The 16,702-nt window shown below is 63.6% G+C and carries 16 protein-coding genes; 11 read left to right on the top strand and 5 right to left on the bottom strand.

Translation table 11 applies throughout. The features are described 5' to 3' along the window. Positions 1 to 20: 20 nt before the first annotated feature. Positions 21 to 1,106, bottom strand: a complete 1,086-nt coding sequence (locus ACO227_RS16660; protein ID WP_423603248.1) for a putative urea ABC transporter substrate-binding protein — start codon at positions 1,104 to 1,106, stop codon at positions 21 to 23. 206 nt (positions 1,107 to 1,312) lie between these two features. Here ACO227_RS16660 and ACO227_RS16655 point away from each other — a divergent pair, with 206 nt between their 5' ends. From ACO227_RS16655 to ACO227_RS16635, 5 genes are all read left to right on the top strand, one after another. Beyond that, the gene (locus ACO227_RS16655) at positions 1,313 to 2,434 is read left to right on the top strand and encodes an MBL fold metallo-hydrolase (RefSeq protein WP_423603246.1); all 1,122 of its coding nucleotides are present in this window, start codon (positions 1,313 to 1,315) and stop codon (positions 2,432 to 2,434) included. Positions 2,435 to 2,448: 14 nt separating this feature from the next. Beyond that, entirely contained in the window at positions 2,449 to 3,456 is a 1,008-nt protein-coding gene (locus tag ACO227_RS16650; RefSeq protein WP_423603244.1) for an MBL fold metallo-hydrolase, read from the top strand. A gap of 30 nt (positions 3,457 to 3,486) precedes the next feature. After that, on the top strand, positions 3,487 to 4,416 hold the full coding sequence (locus ACO227_RS16645; protein WP_423603242.1) for a DUF6923 family protein: 930 nt from the start codon (positions 3,487 to 3,489) through the stop codon (positions 4,414 to 4,416). 313 nt (positions 4,417 to 4,729) lie between these two features. Further along, the gene (locus ACO227_RS16640; RefSeq protein WP_423603240.1) at positions 4,730 to 5,695 is read left to right on the top strand and encodes a sterol desaturase family protein; all 966 of its coding nucleotides are present in this window, start codon (positions 4,730 to 4,732) and stop codon (positions 5,693 to 5,695) included. Positions 5,696 to 5,933: 238 nt separating this feature from the next. Further along, positions 5,934 to 8,282: a TonB-dependent receptor gene (locus tag ACO227_RS16635; protein WP_423603238.1), complete on the top strand. Its 2,349-nt coding sequence runs from the start codon at positions 5,934 to 5,936 to the stop codon at positions 8,280 to 8,282. An 80-nt stretch (positions 8,283 to 8,362) separates the two neighbouring features. On the opposite strand, the gene ACO227_RS16630 is transcribed toward ACO227_RS16635, so the two are convergent. Then, positions 8,363 to 9,943: a tetratricopeptide repeat-containing sulfotransferase family protein gene (locus ACO227_RS16630; protein ID WP_423603237.1), complete on the bottom strand. Its 1,581-nt coding sequence runs from the start codon at positions 9,941 to 9,943 to the stop codon at positions 8,363 to 8,365. Positions 9,944 to 10,196: 253 nt separating this feature from the next. Further along, positions 10,197 to 10,535, bottom strand: a complete 339-nt coding sequence (locus tag ACO227_RS16625; protein ID WP_423603235.1) for a UrcA family protein — start codon at positions 10,533 to 10,535, stop codon at positions 10,197 to 10,199. A 303-nt stretch (positions 10,536 to 10,838) separates the two neighbouring features. Here ACO227_RS16625 and ACO227_RS16620 point away from each other — a divergent pair, with 303 nt between their 5' ends. The 3 genes from ACO227_RS16620 to arr all read left to right on the top strand — a co-directional run bounded on the left by ACO227_RS16620 (position 10,839) and on the right by arr (position 13,047). Next, positions 10,839 to 11,411 carry a TetR/AcrR family transcriptional regulator gene (locus tag ACO227_RS16620; RefSeq protein ID WP_423603234.1) on the top strand — a complete coding sequence of 191 codons (573 nt, stop codon included), beginning with the start codon at positions 10,839 to 10,841 and terminating at the stop codon, positions 11,409 to 11,411. Positions 11,412 to 11,423: 12 nt separating this feature from the next. Continuing rightward, positions 11,424 to 12,476 carry an alpha/beta hydrolase family protein gene (locus tag ACO227_RS16615; RefSeq protein ID WP_423603232.1) on the top strand — a complete coding sequence of 351 codons (1,053 nt, stop codon included), beginning with the start codon at positions 11,424 to 11,426 and terminating at the stop codon, positions 12,474 to 12,476. A gap of 142 nt (positions 12,477 to 12,618) precedes the next feature. Then, positions 12,619 to 13,047 carry an NAD(+)--rifampin ADP-ribosyltransferase gene (arr, locus tag ACO227_RS16610; RefSeq protein ID WP_423603231.1) on the top strand — a complete coding sequence of 143 codons (429 nt, stop codon included), beginning with the start codon at positions 12,619 to 12,621 and terminating at the stop codon, positions 13,045 to 13,047. Positions 13,048 to 13,654: 607 nt separating this feature from the next. Here arr and groL read toward each other — a convergent pair. Together groL and groES are read right to left on the bottom strand one after the other, a co-directional pair. Continuing rightward, positions 13,655 to 15,274, bottom strand: a complete 1,620-nt coding sequence (groL, locus tag ACO227_RS16605) for a chaperonin GroEL (RefSeq protein WP_423603229.1) — start codon at positions 15,272 to 15,274, stop codon at positions 13,655 to 13,657. Positions 15,275 to 15,322: 48 nt separating this feature from the next. After that, a complete protein-coding gene (gene groES / locus ACO227_RS16600) occupies positions 15,323 to 15,637 on the bottom strand; it encodes a co-chaperone GroES (protein ID WP_423603228.1) in 315 nt (104 codons plus the stop codon). A 261-nt stretch (positions 15,638 to 15,898) separates the two neighbouring features. Between groES and ACO227_RS16595 the strand changes: the two genes are divergently transcribed. The 3 genes from ACO227_RS16595 to ACO227_RS16585 are packed head-to-tail and all read left to right on the top strand — an operon-like array spanning position 15,899 to position 16,613. After that, positions 15,899 to 16,138, top strand: a complete 240-nt coding sequence (locus ACO227_RS16595) for a hypothetical protein (RefSeq protein WP_423603227.1) — start codon at positions 15,899 to 15,901, stop codon at positions 16,136 to 16,138. Further along, entirely contained in the window at positions 16,135 to 16,404 is a 270-nt protein-coding gene (locus tag ACO227_RS16590; RefSeq protein WP_423603225.1) for an usg protein, read from the top strand. The genes ACO227_RS16595 and ACO227_RS16590 overlap by 4 nt, the downstream gene beginning before the upstream one ends. Beyond that, positions 16,401 to 16,613 (top strand): hypothetical protein, encoded by a 213-nt coding sequence (locus ACO227_RS16585; RefSeq protein ID WP_423603223.1) that lies wholly within the window; start codon positions 16,401 to 16,403, stop codon positions 16,611 to 16,613. Before ACO227_RS16590 ends, ACO227_RS16585 begins: the two co-directional genes overlap by 4 nt. The last annotated feature ends 89 nt before the right edge of the window (positions 16,614 to 16,702 follow it).

Here is a 16,702-nt window from a genome sequence, read left to right as displayed (position 1 = left end):
CTCGGGCGGCCGCCACCCGTTCAGAGCGCGCCATCGGCCGCCATCTGCATATAGGTTGCGTCGAACCGCAACCTGATGCGGTCGGGATCCCCCAATGTCTTGCCGCCGGGGAAAGACATGCCAATCGCATCGACGGAAGTCGCGCCCTGGCCGAACAGCCCGTTGGCGAAGCTGAAATCGCGCACGCGGGCCATCGTGGTGATCAGCGCCGGGGCCGAAGTGGCTGCCACCGCCGCCTTCGGATCGCCGTAGAGAAAGGTCGTCGCCAACTGGCTCTCGAACACGTCGGGCGTGGTGCCCGCCAGCTTTGCCATCGCTGCCCGGGCGGCCTTTCCTTCGGCGTCCTGGCGCTGCATCAGGGCCATGGTCTCGTACCAGATCCCGGCCAACGCCTTGCCGAGATTGGGATTGGCCTTGAGCGTCGCGGTATCGACCACCAGCAGGTCGAGAATCTCGCCCGGGATATCGGCGGAGCTGAAGACCAGCTGCGCGCCCGGGGCCATCTTCATCGTCGAAAGTTGCGGATTCCAGGCGACCGCCGCCGTGACCTCGGGAGTTGTGAAGGCGCCGGCAATGTCAGCGTCGGAGGTGTTCACGGTCCTGACGGCGGTGATCGGCAGCTTGATCGATTCGAGACCGCGCGCGAGGAGGTAGTGCGATACCGAGAGCTCGACCAGATATACCTGTCGGCCCTTGATCGCGGAAAGGCTCTCCGCGCCCTTCAGCAGGATACCGTCATTGCCGTTGGAATAATCGCCGACGATGATCGCGCTGGTATCCTTGCCCCCGGCGGCAGGAATTGTCAGCGCGTCCATGTTCGCAACCGTCACGCCGTCGAACTTGCCGGCCGTATACTGGTTTACCGACTCGACATAGTCATTGACCTGCACGAAATTGATCTCGAGGCCGTATTTGTCGGCCCATTTCTTCACGATGCCGGCCTGTTGCGCATAGGGCCACGGCATCCAGCCGGCATAGATCGACCAGCCGATGCTGAATTTCGTCTTGGGCTCCGCGGGCGTGTCCGCCGAAGGCGAACACGCCGCTACCAGCAGAGCGCAGGCGGTCAGTGCACGTGTTCCCGCATGGCGGATCCAGTTGAGCATGATTCGACTCCCTTCGCACGTGCAGCATTGACCCAAAGCAAGGCGTTGTCCATTGGAATTATTACCGTTGATATAGTTCGTAATATCCATATGATGATTGTCTCGCGGGTCCGGCCGGTTCGGCCGGGAAACCGCGGCGTCTGGGAGGGCGTGCATGGCAGGTCGATCGTTCAATGCCGTTTCCGCGGCCGTTTCGAAGGATTCCGATGCCCGAGATCCCGGCTTCCTCGACCCAGACCGCCAACGCAACCCCGACCTATAGCCCGGCATTGTCCGGCAATCCGCAGTCGGCGACGTCGCGGGCCTATCCCAACGGCAATCCCGATCTTGGCTATAATCCTGCGGGCGCGCGTAACACCGACAGCGCCGTGCCGGGGCGCTCCCAGGGGGCGGTGGTGCATGATTACGCATCCGATGGTCCGGCGCCCGGCAACCTGGCTTTTCGCTGGACCTATGGCTCCAATGTGGCGGCCAGGAACCGCGATCCGCGCGTGCAGGTGGTGCAATATAACGAGGACAGCTTCGTGCTGCGCCAGAATGTATGCGTGCATTGGGAGGCGCCGTTCACCTATCTGCTGTTCGGCAACAACGGCGCGCTGCTGATCGACACCGGCGCGACCGCGAACGCCAGCCACTATCCGCTGCGTGCGACGGTTGACGCGATCATCGCGCGATGGGGGCAGGCGCGCCGGCGCGACAAGGTTCCACTTACGATCGCGCTGACATCGGGCGAGGACGTCGCGCAGAACCAGGGTCTGGTGCAGTTCGCCGGACGGCCGGATACGACGATCGTTCCCAAGATGCTGGGTGTGATGAAGAGTTTCTACGGCCTCGCGGGCAGTTGGCCGGCGGGTCTGGGCAGGATCGATCTCGGCGACCGCGTGATCGAGGTGATCCCGACCCCGGGCACGCACAGGGACGGAGTGAGCTTCTACGATCCCTATTGCGATTTCCTGTTCACGGGCGACCTGCTGTTCCCCGGCAAGGTCAACATCGGCAACGACGGCGATTTCGTCGCGTCGCTCGAGCGGCTCAAGACGTTTGCGGCGGAGAGGCCGATCAAATGGATTCTCGGCGGCCATATCGAGATGATGTTCGTGCCGGGGAAATATTACCCCCGCTTCGCCACCTATAAGCCTTACGAGCGTCTGCTCGAAATGGAGCCTGCGCTGATCGACGAGGCGATCCGCTATGCCCGGGAAATCCAGGGCAAGGACATGATGCTCATCCGGCCCGACTTCGTGCTTCTGAACGGTGTCAGTCCCGACGCGCGGACACGGGTCTGGCCCGAGGGCGTACCCAACATCAACGCCCCGCGGCCCTTCTGAGATCAGGAGCATCCATGGATCGCCGCACCTTCCTCGCCGGTAACGCCGCAGCCGCCGTGCCCTTGTCCGGCGCCGGGCTCATCTCGCTCGCGGGCGCAGCGCCGGCCGCCGCCGGGAGGCCGATCGACTTCAAGAGCAATCTCCCCGCGCCGGGCAGCTTCCCGAAGAAGTGGATCTGCGGCTCGCCGTCCTGCATGGACAACACCGATCCGCCGGTGCAGGTCCACTGGTACAATCCGCACACGGCGATCCTGCGGCAGAACAAGGCCTATAGCTACGAGGCGCCGTTCGCGCCGCTCTATTTCGGCAACGATCGCGTCCTGTTGCTCGACGAAGGCTTCACCCAGTGGCGCAACGACTGGGATTTGCGCGGCGTGGTGGATGCGTGCATCGACGACTGGTGCCGCCGCAACGGCCGCGATCCCGCCAGCCTCGAGCTGTTGGTCGCCTTCAGCCACCTGCATGCCGATCACTATGCCGCCGTGAACCAGTTCGCGGACCGCCCGAACACCCGCTATATGGGCCTGACGCATGAGGAGATGGTCGGCTTCTGGGGCATGACCAATTTCCCGGAAGAGCGGGTCATCCTCGACCTTGGCGGCCGCGACATCCTCATCTGGGGCTCGCCCGGCCATGTCGTGTCTGAGTTCGCCTATTACGATAGCTACACCCAGATCCTCTACACCGGCGACATGTTCTACCGGGGGCGCTGCTATATCAGCTTCTGGCAGCCCTGGTTCGACAGCATGAAGCGTCTGGTCGAATTTTGCGACACCCATCCGGTAACGCATGTGATGGGTTGCCACGTCGAGATCAGCAATGCCGGGGAGGACTATCCCTACGGCGTGACTTGGCAGCCCGACGAGGCGCCGGTCGAAATGACGGTGCAGCAACTGCGGGAAGCGTTCGACTACGCCAAGACGATCACCGAGCCCGGCATCTATTTCACCGGTACGGTCTTCCTCTGCAACCAGACGCGGGGGACGACCACGATCGACCGGAATCCATATCGTTACAGTTAAGCCGCGACGGCCCAGGACAGGAGCAAGTGCATGAAGAAACCCGTTGGTCTGACATTGGCATTGGCGGCGCTCGGCATTTCCGCTCCCTCCCACGCGTCGGAGTTGACCGAGCGGGAACTCAGCGTGCCGGGTTTCGCCGACTTTCTGGCCGTCGACGGAGACACGGTGTGGACTACGAACGACGGCCGAGTCGAACAATGGTCGATCAAGGGCAAGCTTGCGACCACCGCCGTGCCACGCCCATGCGGGGCGATGTCGGTGGCTTTCGGTTCGCTGTGGGTCGCCAATTGCAAGGACGGAAATCTCTACCGGATCGACGTGAAGACGGCCCGGGTGCAGGCGATCATCGCTACCGGCATCGCCAATCCCAAGGGGGAGACCAATGTCGTCGTCGGCGCCGGTTCAGTTTGGGTGCCCAGCGACGGGGCGGGCAAGCTTGCCCGGATCGATCCGGCCACCAACACGGTGATCGCTTCGATCGCCGTGGATCCCGGCACATTCTATCTTGCCTTCGGGTTCGACGCCGTCTGGGCGGTCAGCAGTGATGCACGATCGCTCCAGAAGGTCGATCCGCGGACGAATTCGGTCACGGGCAAGGTCGCACTGGGCACGCAACCCGGCTTTCTCGCCGCAGGCGAAGGTGCGGTGTGGGTGCAGGAGCAGGGCGACGGCACGGTCGCGCGGATCGATCCGGGCACGCTCGACGTGTCGGGTCGCGCGAAGGTCGGGAAGACTCTGATCTATGGCGATATTGACACCGGCGGCGGAAAGATCTGGCTGCGCACGACCGAGGCGCAGACCTTCGCGGTGATCGATCCGCAATCGCTGGAAATCCTCGCACGAGCCGGCAAGCCATCCGGAAGCGGCGCGCTGCGCTACACGCCCTCGGGCATCTGGACGACGGCGCACGATCTGCAAACCCTGTCATGGTGGACCGGGACACCGAAAACCGGAAATTAGGGTATTCCGGCACGCCAGCGGAGCGCGCCTGACGAATCGGCCGGCGCTCCTGGATTGCAACTGTTGCAGCAATGTTACCGCATGGGCGCCGAAACGGGGCATTTCGTCGAAAGTTTGTGAGGCCATATTTCAGAATATAGAATAATTTCAGTGAATTAGATGGTGGTTCCCTCGTCGGGGTTTCGAGAATAATACTCTTGACGCATTTGGTAATATCTATACCGTGTCTTCTGTCGTCTGGAGAGCGACGTCACGGCCTGGGAGAGGATCTGCAGCATTGAGCCGGCTGGCCGGCTTGATATGGAGATTTCTGATGCACCAGCCGCCAGCCGCCAGCGCTCCTCCGCAAGCCGGTCTGCATGCGGGCGCTGGCGCAGGGCGGGGCGGCAGCTGGGTCAAAACCACCCTCGTCAACCTCATACCGCCCGTGACGCTCGTGGCGGTCATGTTGTTCTGGGGCCTCGCCCCCGAGCCGGTGGTCAAACATCCTTGGACGCTTGTCATCGCCGGCGTCGCGATCATGGTCTGGATTCAGGGCCTCGAATGGCTCTTCGAGCGGCACCGGGGCTGGCGCCTGAACAAGCGCGAATTCGCCACGGACATCTTCTACGTGGTCCTGAGCTACACCGTGATTGCCTGGCTTTCGGCCAATCTGGCCGAAGCGCCGTTGCTCTCGATCAAGCAGTCGCTTGGCATCACGACAGCATGGATGAAGCAGCTGCCGTTTCTGGCGCAGGCCGCGATCGTGCTCTTCCTGATCGAGTTCGGGCAATACTGGATGCATCGCTTGATGCACAACTGGTACCCGCTCTGGCTGACTCACGCACCGCATCACCACATCACACAGCTGAATGCGCTGAAGGGCGCCGTCGGCAATCCGATCGAGCTGTTCCTGATCAGCCTCAGCGTCGTGGCGCTGTTCGATTTCGATCAGACGGCCATATTCTGCGCATTGAATATGATGGGCGTGATATCTGGCTTCGCGCATGCGAATGTGCGCTCCGACCCGCCGCTGTTCTATTCATTCCTCTTTACGACGATCCGGCATCATAGCCTGCATCATACCGCGCTCAGCTACGAAGATACGCGTTGCAACTACGGCAACTCCCTGATCGTCATCGATCGCATGTTCGGCACCTATCGCGACGGTGAATCGGCGATCGTCGGCCAGGACGAACGTAAGCGGCTGTCGATCTACGAGCAGTTCATGTTCCCGTTCCAGCCCCTGATCGAAAGGATCAAGTCAGCTCGGAGCGGGTCGGCACCCGCGCCGAGCTGACTTCAGGCGGGCCACAGGAGGAACATCGGGATCGCAAACCTCGACGGCTTTGATAGGTCGAGCAACAAGCGGGCCAGTCCATAAGCCGAAAAACGGCGACTGAGACAGCGCAAGATCCTGGAATCAAAAGTCAATCGGGTTCTGGCATCCGCCAGGGCGCGGAGGAACTTTGGCCCAATCAGGGGGGTAAGATATGACGGATTTCGCAAAACTAAAGCTGAGCCTTCTCTCCGCCACCATGTTCACTGGAATGGCGTTCGCCACGCATGCGTCGGCCCAGGAGACTTCCGCCGTCACGGATGACGAAACGATCGTCGTGACCGGCACGCGCCGCAGCACGACGATCATGGATACCCCGATCAACATTTCGGCGATCAGCGGCGAGGAACTCGAACAACAGCGCATCGACGATGTGCGCGACCTTTCCGATTTCACCCCCGGCATGACCATTTCCGACACGGGCCCGCGCTCGACCGGAACGATCGTGTTGCGCGGTCTTCGCGCTTCGGACCAGGATTCGTTCGGCGCCGATGCCGATACCGCGCTCGGCGTCTATCTGGGCGAGGTTCCGCTCTACTATGATTTCAAGCTTCTCGACCTCGAACGTGTCGAGACCCTGCTCGGGCCGCAGGGCACCCTTTACGGCCTCGGCACCCTGGCCGGCGCGATCCGTTATATTCCGCAGCGCCCGAACGTAACCGACATCGAGGGCGAAGTGCATGGCCGCTTCTACGGCAAGGACCATAGCGGAAAGGCGGGATACCAGCTTGACGGCGTCATCAACCTGCCGATCGTCACCGATCACATCGCCTTCCGTTCGGCCACCGGCTATTATTACGATCCCGGCTTCATCGACTACACGCTCCTGCTGCAGGTGCCGGGTGTGTCCTTGCCGCAGCCGGACGGCCCCGACAGCATCTCCGATGCGGGCTACGCCGCGAACCTCCACAGGCGCAAGGATCTCAACTTCGAGCGCACCTTCACCACGCGCAACCAGCTGCTGTTCCAGACGACCGAAGACTTCAAGGTGATCTTCACCTATGCGTTCCAGAGGACGAAGACCGAAGGCACCCAGTCCAACAGCGCCGGCGTGCTCGGGACGGGCAGGTATGAATATGGCGGCCGCTACACCGAGCCGGTGACGCGCCGCGCACATCTTGCCAGCATGGAAATCAACGCGAACATCGCCGACATCGTCGATCTCGTCTCGACCACGGCCTACACGAATGTCCGGACCAGGGCGCGGGGCGACGTCACCGATCTGCTTCTCGACCTGGACTATGACTATGAGCTGTTTCCGGCTTTCTCGGGCTGGAATGAAACCGACACCGAACGCGAGCAGTTCAACCAGGAAGTCCGCCTCGTTTCGCGTCATGGCGGGCCGTTCCGCTGGGTGGTCGGCGGTTTCTACAACGAGCAGAAGCTGCAGCGCGACTATGCCGAGCACGTGCCCAACCATCCATGGGTCGACACCGCCAGCAATCCCGATGAACTCGAATATGTCTCCTACACCACATCGAAGGTGACCGAGAAGGCGGTCTTCGGCGAGGGCACGTTCCAGGTGACGCCCAAATGGCAGGTCACCGCGGGCGCGCGCTATTTCGAATATACCTCGGAGATCGCGGGCGCCGCGACGCTGCCGCTGCTCGGCCAGCCACTCAGCCCCTACGATCTGCCCGTGAATGGTGGGAAGGATACGCAGGACGGCTGGGTATGGAAGTTCAACACGTCCTATAATTTCACGCCGAACCTGATGCTCTATGCCACCTACAGCAAGGGCTATCGTATCGGCGGCCCGAACACTGTCGCACCTTGCCAGGATCCCTTGCCGCCAGGTCAGAACATCTGCGCCCTGCCGGACGAGCTTCAATACGGCCCGGATACGACCAAGAACATCGAGGTCGGTCTGCGGGCACAGCTGTTCAACCGCAAGCTGAGCTTCAACTTCAACGTCTTCAATATCGATTGGGAGGGCATCCAGGTCGCGTCCGCCACCGTCAACGGCGCAACCGGGATCACGGTGAATGGAGGCACGGCCAGGTCGAGGGGCTTCGAAACCTCGTTCCAGGTCAGGCCGATACGCGAACTGGCGATTCAGGGTACCTATTCCTACACCGACGCCAAGCTGACCGAGGACGTGCCGGGCATCCTCACCATTCGCGAGACGCCCGGCGACTATTCAAATCGTTTCGTCCAGCTCGACGCGCTGGCCGGCGATCGCCTGCCTGGTTCGGCGAAGAATTCCGGAAGCCTCGGCGCGACCTACACTCGGCCTGTCCTGGACGGGGATCTGATCGCCAACTGGACCGCAACCTATCGTGGCAACGTCGTCACACGGCTGGGCTGGGACCGCGCCTATGGCGACAAGCTTCCGAGCTACGTGCTGCACCGCGCGTCTTTGACGTACGAAACCGACAAGTACAGCTTCACGCTGTTCGCGAACAACATCTTCGACAAATATGCGGTGGCCGCAGTCGATAATGATCGTTCGCGGATCGGCGTCAACGACGGTGTCGCCGTGCGCTATTACCGGCAGACGGTGATCAGTCCGCGCACCTTCGGCATCGAGAGCCGCTTCAAGTTCTGAACTCTACGAAGCGTGCGGGAGCGCTGCCGGGAACGGTGGCGCTCCCCTTCCGGGGATGTCGGGCGGAAGGATCGCCGGCGCTATTCGATGCGGATTCCCTGCGCTTCCAGCCAGGCCGCGACCGGACGCAACGCCTCTTCGTGGGCGCGCCATCTTCCTACCGCGTCGGCGTTGAGCGGGCGCCGGACCTGCGCTGCGCTGGGCGTCGCCACCGCGGCGCTGTTTTCGTGAAACGAGAGGCAGGCCTCGTCCCACTCGAGACCGCAATGCTCGAGTAGGCGCCGCGTTTGCCCTTCCTGGTCGGCAACCAGCCGTTCATAGGATAGCTGCAGAATTCGCCCGGGGAACAGGCTTTCCCACAAGCCCATCAAGCGGTCGAAGCGCGCATAATATCGCGCTGTATCCATCAGGTCATAGGAATAGGCGTAATAGGCGGACTGGCTGGCAAAGAGGTTCTTGTAGTTGCTCCACACGGTATCCATCGGGTTGCGGCGCAGGCAGACGATCGTGGCATTGGGCAGCGCGCGTGCGATATGGCCGATGTAGAGGAAGTTCGCCGGCAGCTTGTCCGTAAACCGCGGGGTGCTTGTGGGCCGATGATGGGCGGCGCGCGCCAGATAGGTGTCGCCGATCGCCGCGGTATCGACGGCTCCGCTTGCAGCGATCGTGGCCGGGTCGATTACGACGCGGGAAGGCGTTCCCACGAGTTGTTTGATCGCCAGCGGCATTGCCTGCAGCTCTCCAGCCGAGCCGACGTCGCGGTGTGACGACAGAATTCGATCGACCAGCGTCGTGCCGGTCCGCGGCATGCCGACCACGAAGATCGGCGCGGGATCGGGGTTGCCCAAACCCTCGACAGGAGACGTGCCATCGGCAAACAGCCTTTCAATCGCGTCGAATATCGCTGCGTCCTGCGAGAAATCGTAGCGGATCGTACGTTTGTGCTCGGCATTGGCGGCGGAGAGGTGCCGGAAGGCACCGGCATCCCCGACATCCTCCAGCTCTTTTGCCAGGGCATAGCGGATGCGTAGCACATCTTCGGGCCTGTTCGCGGCGGTCAGTGCGGCTTGCAGTCGGGGAATGTGATTGGCCTGGGCGGTCTGGCGGGAAAGAATGGCGAGCGCGTAATGTCCGCGGGCGTTCGCCGGATCCTGCGCCAGGATCTCCTCATAGTGCGCGCGGGCTTCGGTCACCCGGCCGGTGAAGCCCTTAGCTGTTGCCAGATTATAGCGATACTCGAGATTGCCGGGTTCGCCTGCCATCGCGGCGGCGAATGGCGCGATCGCTTCCTCGTGGCGCCCCAGTCGAACCAGCACGCATCCAATGGTGTCGAGCGTGAGCGGATCGACTGGCGCCATCGCCATTGCCTTCTCCGCTGCATCCGCAGCTTCGCCATCGCGTCGCAACAGGATGAGCAGCTTGGCCAGCTGAGCCAGATGCTCCGCCTCCGGCCCGCGTTCCAATGCAGCCTCGATGAGCGGAACCGCCCTGGCGATCTGCCCGGCTTCAGCGGCGACGATGCCCAACAGGAAGTAACCTGCCGCCTGATCGGAATTCAACGAGACGAGCGCTTGCGCAGCGCGCGCGGCGGCCGGCAAGTCGCCGCGCTTGATCGCCGCCCTCGCTTGGGCTTCCAGCGTTACCGTTTGGGCGGCGGTCATGCCGAACGAATGCCCGGCGATTGACGCGGATACGGTGTGCCGACACCCGGAAGTGGCCTCTTCACATTGAGAGAAGATGCGCCCGGCAATGGATTTGCCGCCATGTTCTCCGCTGCAACGCTATCCATATGTTCGTCATATGGAGTGTTACTTGCTGTAGCAAACGTAATATCGAGGGTGGGTATAACGAGGCCTGCCGCGACAATCGCGCGGAGTTGCCCCTCGTGTCGTCCGAGGAGCGGGCGACCGTAGCTCAGCGGTTCGAAGCGATTTGCGTCCGGGCGGCTTTGTCCGAGACCGCCGCGCGGGCTTCGACCTCCGCACGCATGTCCGCGATCACCGCCGTCCTGCATTCACGCGCACGCGCGTCCGAGGCAAGGTGCACGCTGGACAAGCGATCGCCGCAGACGGCGCGTGCCGCCTGGTCCATGCGGATCGCAAGGCGCCGCTGGCCTTCGGCGGTCGAGAGATCGAGTCCACCGAGGCGAAGCATTGCCTCCTCCTTGGCGAATGGATTGTCGGTGGCGGTGGCGGGCATCGAATTAGCCACGATGCACGCGGCCAGCGCGAAAAGGCCTTTCGTCATCATCATCTCCTGCGGAATAACCGTCTTGCACCGCTCTCCGGCGGTTATGGGGCGCCATAGGGCGAGGTGCAGGGCTTGACAAGGATGGGTACCTGCCATCGCCGGCTGAAGGGCGGTTATCTGCTGCTATCCCCACCGACACAGCCTGTCGTCTCACGGTCCACTTGGAGCTGCTCAGCTGGCGGATTTTTTCGCATGGAGCGAGAGCCGGCTGATCCGACAGGTCTTGTTGCCTTGACAATTGAACAAACGGAGGAATATCCTCCGATTGTTGGTGCGTCAGTGGATCGGCGGGTAGGCGGGTGCGGGATGCGGGCTGATGCGCAACGGAACCGGCAACGGCTAATCGAAGTGACGGTCGAGCTGGTGCTGGAGGTTGGCGGCGAGCCGGCGCGAGATACGATCGCCGCGCGCGCCGGCGTCGGCATCGGCACCCTCTACAGGCATTTCCCGGATCAGCAGGCCCTGCTTCACGCCGCCGCGCGTCACGCGCTCGACAAGAGCATCAGCGCCGGAGAAGCGCTGGTCGAAACCGTTCCGGACGGTGTCGATGCGCTCCGCCAGTACATGCACGTCGCCCTCGATAACGGGATCGGGGTGGTGAACATCCTCCACCCCCTTCTGGAAAAGCCGGAATGGCCGGATCTCCGGGTCCGCGCGGCGGCGCTCATGGAATCGCTCGTCGGCCGCGCCGTGCGAGAAGGGCCACTCCGCGGTGACCTGTCCGAGCGGGACATCGTGTTCGCGTTGATCCGTTTCGCGCGGCCCTTGGCAGTCGGACTGCCGGTCGACGAGGAGCGCGCGCTCGCGCACCGTCACCTCGATTTCTACATTGACGGACTGTGCGCCGAACAGCCGCGGCCCAAACCCCAATCGCCATAGGATGACCGCAAAATGCTGATCAGAATGGCCGTGGCGCTCTGCTTGCTTGCCGTCGCGCCCGCGTCCGCAACGGTGGGTGAGCAGCGCCGGCTCGCCACCCAGCCGAGCGCCGCAGTTCGGGACGCGCAGGGCCGTTCTGATCTGAGGGTCACGATATGGTATCCGGCGAAGGCCGGCACGACGGAGCGCTCGATCGACTTCCCGCCGGACGTCCCTCTCTTCAGGATTGGCACCGTCGCGCCGGATGCGCCGTTCGCGGACAGTGACAGGCGTCCGGTCGTCCTCGTCTCCCACGGCTTCGGCGGCTCGGCCCGAATGATGGGCTGGTTCGGCCTCGCTCTCGCGGAACAGGGATATGTCGTGGTCGCGGTAGATCACCCAGGAAATAACGGGATCGATCGGCCGACCGCCGCCGGATCGGTGCTCTGGTGGAGCAGGGCCGACGACTTGAAGGTGGCGCTCGCTGCTGTGCTCGCCGATCCGCAGCTGTCGTCGCATGTCGATGCGACGCGCATTGGCGTGGCAGGCTTCTCCATCGGCGGGCTGACCGCGCTCGTTGCGGGAGGCGCGCGCACCGATCCCGCGCGCATGGTCCGGTTCTGCCGCGACCATCCCGAAGACGGGACCTGCAAGCCGCAGCTGGAGTTCGCGCTGAGCAACGAACAGGCGATCGCCACGCTCGCGAGCCCCGCGCTCGCGGGCGAGCGTGCCAGGGCGGGGGAGGATCACTCCGTCCCGGGCGTCAAGGCGGTTTTCGCCATGGCCCCGGTGGTGCAGCCCCTGACGCCGGCAAGCCTTCGGGCCATGCGCGAGCCCGTGGTGATCATGGCGGGCGCGGCCGACGTGACGGTGCCTCCGGCGACGCATGCGCTGGTCGCCAAGGGCCTGATTCCTGGAGCGACGGTGGCGATCCTTCCGGCTGTCACGCACTACAGCTTCCTCGCCACCTGTTCCGCGACGGCGGTCCAGACCCTTCCGGTCTGTCGGGACGCGACGGCGCAGGAGAGCGCGCATCGGGATGCGATCCGGGCAGCGCTCGACCTGTTCGATCGGACGCTGCGATGAGCGGGTTCCGTCGCGGAATCTGATCTGGCGGCCTTTTGAGACGATCAATCGACTGGGCTCATAAAGCAGGCTGTCCGCGAACACCCGGCCGCGGATGTGGAACCCTTGGCTCACCGGCAAGCAAACTCACCAGACAAGGACGATGATGATGACTGAAGTGTTGGACGAGGGGCCGTTCTTTCACGGCACGATCGCGGATTTGCGCGTCGGTGACTTCCTTAACCCAGGATACCGGTCGAACTATCGTCCTGAGGTGGTGATGAACCACATCTACTTCACTGCGATTGCGGACGGTGCCGGACTCGCCGCTGAAATCGCGGCGGAACTCACCGGCCGCGGCGCGGTCCCGCGCGTTTATGTCGTAGAACCGACCGGGCCGTTCGAGAACGACCCGAACGTGACCGACAAGAAATTTCCGGGCAACCCCACGCGATCGTATCGCAGCAGCGCACCGCTCAAGGTCACCGGCGAAATCGCGCATTGGACCAGGTTGACGCCCGAAGCACTGCAGCTGTGGAGAGAACGACTGGCCGCATTACGCGCAGACGAGCGGGCCGAAATCATCAACTGATGCGCGGCGACACGAGGCCTGTGCGCATCACGCGATCGAATCGCTGAAAGGGAGACGGTCACGGGAGCGCGCCTCAGCACGCCGCTCTCGGCGCTTCGAAAAGCCGGAAGATGAGCAGGGCGACCACTGGAATTCCACCGCCGGTGAGCGCGAAGGCGGCGGCATAGCCCGAGGTGGCGGCGAGTGCTCCGAGAACGAAGCCGCCCAGTCCGAGTCCGGCGTCATAGCCTGCGTTCCTCAGCGCGCTCGCTCCATGGGCCTGGTCCGCGGGGGCATCGGGCAGCGATCGAAGGTACTTTGCCCTCTACCCAGCAAACCCTACGGCGAGTTCAGCAAAGCCTTGCAGATCGTTGGCGATCTTCGATGGCTCGCCACATCGTCGGACGAACGATAGCTCCCGGCCGTATTCTCGAACTGCCGAAATGACCGAATTTGGGGCGCTTTGCCTCCGGTCCTGTGGAGCCCCAAGCTTTCGGCCTCGCGGGCGCTCAAAACCGCCGGCGTCGGCACCCATATAAGAGTGATTGTTCCAGCGACGACGGGACTGCTTGAGCCGCCATCATCGCGGAACGTGGGCTCGGCCAATGACCGAGCCCACTCTTGTTGATCAATAGTCCATCGACGGCACCGGTGCCGGCTTCTCTTCCTTGGGAAGCTCGGCGACCAACGCCTCGGTCGTGATCAGCAGCGAAGCCACCGATGCGGCATCCTGCAGCGCGGTGCGAACCACCTTTGCGGGATCGATGACGCCGACCTTCACCAGGTCCTCATATTCGCCGGTCGCAGCGTTGAAGCCCTGGTTGTAGTCGTTCTGCTCGAGCAGCTTGCCGACGATATAGGCACCGTCCTCGCCGGCATTCTCGGCGATCTGTCGGGCCGGGGCGCGCAGCGCGCGGCGGACGATGTCGATGCCGGACTGCTGGTCGTCATTGGCCGCCTTGAGCCCATCGAGCGCCTTCAGCGCGCGCAGCAGCGCGATGCCGCCGCCCGGCAGGATGCCTTCCTCCACGGCCGCGCGGGTGGCGTGGAGCGCGTCGTCGACGCGGTCCTTCTTCTCCTTGACCTCGACCTCGGTTGCGCCGCCGACCCGGATCACCGCGACGCCGCCCGCGAGCTTGGCGAGCCGCTCCTGCAGCTTCTCGCGGTCATAGTCGGACGTGGTGGTCTCGATCTGCTGGCGGATCTGCGCGACGCGGCCGTCGATGTCGGCCTTGGTGCCCACCCCGTCGATGATCGTGGTGTTGTCCTTGTCGATCACGACCTTCTTCGCGCGGCCGAGCATCGCGACGGTGACGTTCTCGAGCTTGGTGCCGAGATCCTCGCTGACCACGTTGCCGCCGGTGAGGATGGCGATATCCTCGAGCATCGCCTTGCGGCGGTCGCCGAAGCCGGGCGCCTTGACCGCCGCGACCTTGAGGCCGCCGCGCAGCTTGTTGACGACCAGCGTCGCCAGCGCCTCGCCCTCGACATCCTCGGCGATGATCAGGAGCGGCCGGCCCGACTGCACCACCTTCTCGAGCAGCGGCACCAGCGCCTGCAGGTTCGACAGCTTCTTCTCGTGGATCAGGATGTAGGGATCATCCAGCTCGACGCGGAGCTTCTCGGTGTTGGTGATGAAATAGGGCGAGAGATAGCCGCGGTCGAACTGCATGCCTTCGACCGTCTCGAGCTCGGTCTCCAGGCTCTTGGCCTCCTCGACGGTGATCACGCCCTCGTTGCCCACCTTTTCCATCGCCTCGGCGAGGATACGGCCGATCTCGGCGTCGCCATTGGCGGAGATGGTCGCGACCTGGGCGATCTCGCTGTTGGCGCTGACCTTCTTCGCGTGCGCCTCGAGGTCCTTGACCACCGCACCCACCGCCAGGTCGATGCCGCGCTTGACGTCCATCGGGTTCATGCCCGCGGCGACGGCCTTCGAGCCCTCGCGCACGATCGCCTGGGCGAGCACGGTCGCGGTGGTGGTGCCGTCGCCGGCTTGGTCGTTCTGCTTGTTGGCGACCTCGCGCAGCATCTGCGCGCCCATGTTCTCGAACTTGTCGGCGAGCTCGATCTCCTTGGCGACGGTGACGCCGTCCTTGGTGATGCGCGGCGCGCCGAAGCTCTTCTCGATCACGACGTTGCGGCCCTTGGGGCCCAGCGTCACCTTCACTGCGTTCGCAAGCGTATCCACGCCGCGCAGCATGCGGTCACGCGCGTCCGACGCAAATTTCACTTCCTTGGCAGCCATCTGGCCAACTCCTTTCCGTGTCCTTCCTGAAGATTGAGGGATGAGCGGTCACGCCGCCTGCTTGAGCTCGGTGATCGTCTCGATCACGCCGAGGACGTCGCTCTCCTTCATGATGAGCAGCTCCTCGCCATCGATCTTGACCTCGGTGCCCGACCATTTGCCGAACAGGATGCGGTCGCCCGGCTTCACCGTGAGCTCGACCAGCGTGCCGCTGTCGTCGCGTGCGCCCGGGCCGACGGCGACGACCTCGCCTTCCTGCGGCTTTTCCTTGGCGGTGTCGGGGATGATGATGCCGCCCGAGGTCTTCTCCTCGGCTTCGATGCGGCGAACGACCACACGGTCGTGCAAGGGGCGGAAATGCATGCATAACCTCCAAATGCAAAACGTGGATGTGATGTCACCGGCGCCCTGCAGGGCGTCAGCGGCGGCGAATTAGGAAAGCCGATTTTTCCGTTCAAGGCCCGGAACGAGATTTTTTGGCACTCGTTGGCACTCAGTGCCAAAAGCCGCGGTTCGAAGGGCGCGTTCCCCCGGGTCTTGACCCTCGCGCCCGTCCGACCAAATTCTGGCATCGGGCCAAGTCGGCCCAACGAAAGGAGCGACAGCTAGGAAAGGAGGGCAGCCGTGTCGCAGCCAATCTCCCGCTTTCTTCATCCGTTCGACGTCGCGCGTCATCCCAGCCTCGAGCCCGAGGTCAAGCGCGCCATTCTCGCCCGCTGGGCATCCGATCGATCCGCCGTTCCCGACACGCCCGCATTGCGAAAGCCGCCGGGCGCGCGGCGCGCCGTGCCGGTCGACGAGGTCTTCGCCGCCTTGCGTGCGCTCGACGGCCAGCAAGGAGCCGACGGGGCGACCCGGCAATGACCGACCGCGCCTTGCTCGCGCAGCTCGACGGCTATGGGCTGACCTTCGCCGAGATTCACTATCACCGCCCCGACGCGCCGTCGCTGCTGCAGCTGTTCGCATGGCAGGAATATGATCTGGCGCCCGGCTTCCCGGTGCTGCTCGACTTCCTCGATCATTGGCGGCGCGAGATCGAGGCTGCACTCCATTCGGTCCGGATTGAGCACGAACGCTTGATCCGGCCGGCGGAGTGGCGTGCCGTCGATGGCGTCATCTCGATACAATGAGCCGCACCCTCTTTCGGCGCTGGCGCGAGCGTGGCGGACGGGCGGTACATCTCGTGCTGCCATTCGACGACGTCATGGAATTCGCGCTCGCGCTGCTGTCGGTGAGCCCGATCGAGCTCGAGGCGCTTGGCTGGACCTTCGCCGACCGCAAGCGGCTTCTCGATCATTTCCTCGCTGCCGGCAAACGTCTTGAAAGTCGCTTCGCCTGAACCAGATAAAGGCTGCCGGATGCCGGCACGGATCCGGTATGGAGAGCGTCCGCTCTCTCGGACGCATCTTCATAGACTCGTTGCTCACA

It is taken from the genome of Sphingomonas sp. MS122 (genome assembly GCF_049532975.1).
Lineage (GTDB): Bacteria > Pseudomonadota > Alphaproteobacteria > Sphingomonadales > Sphingomonadaceae > Sphingomonas.
Note: the sequence above shows the minus strand (reverse complement) of the source record. Positions and strands in the feature narration are given on the sequence as shown.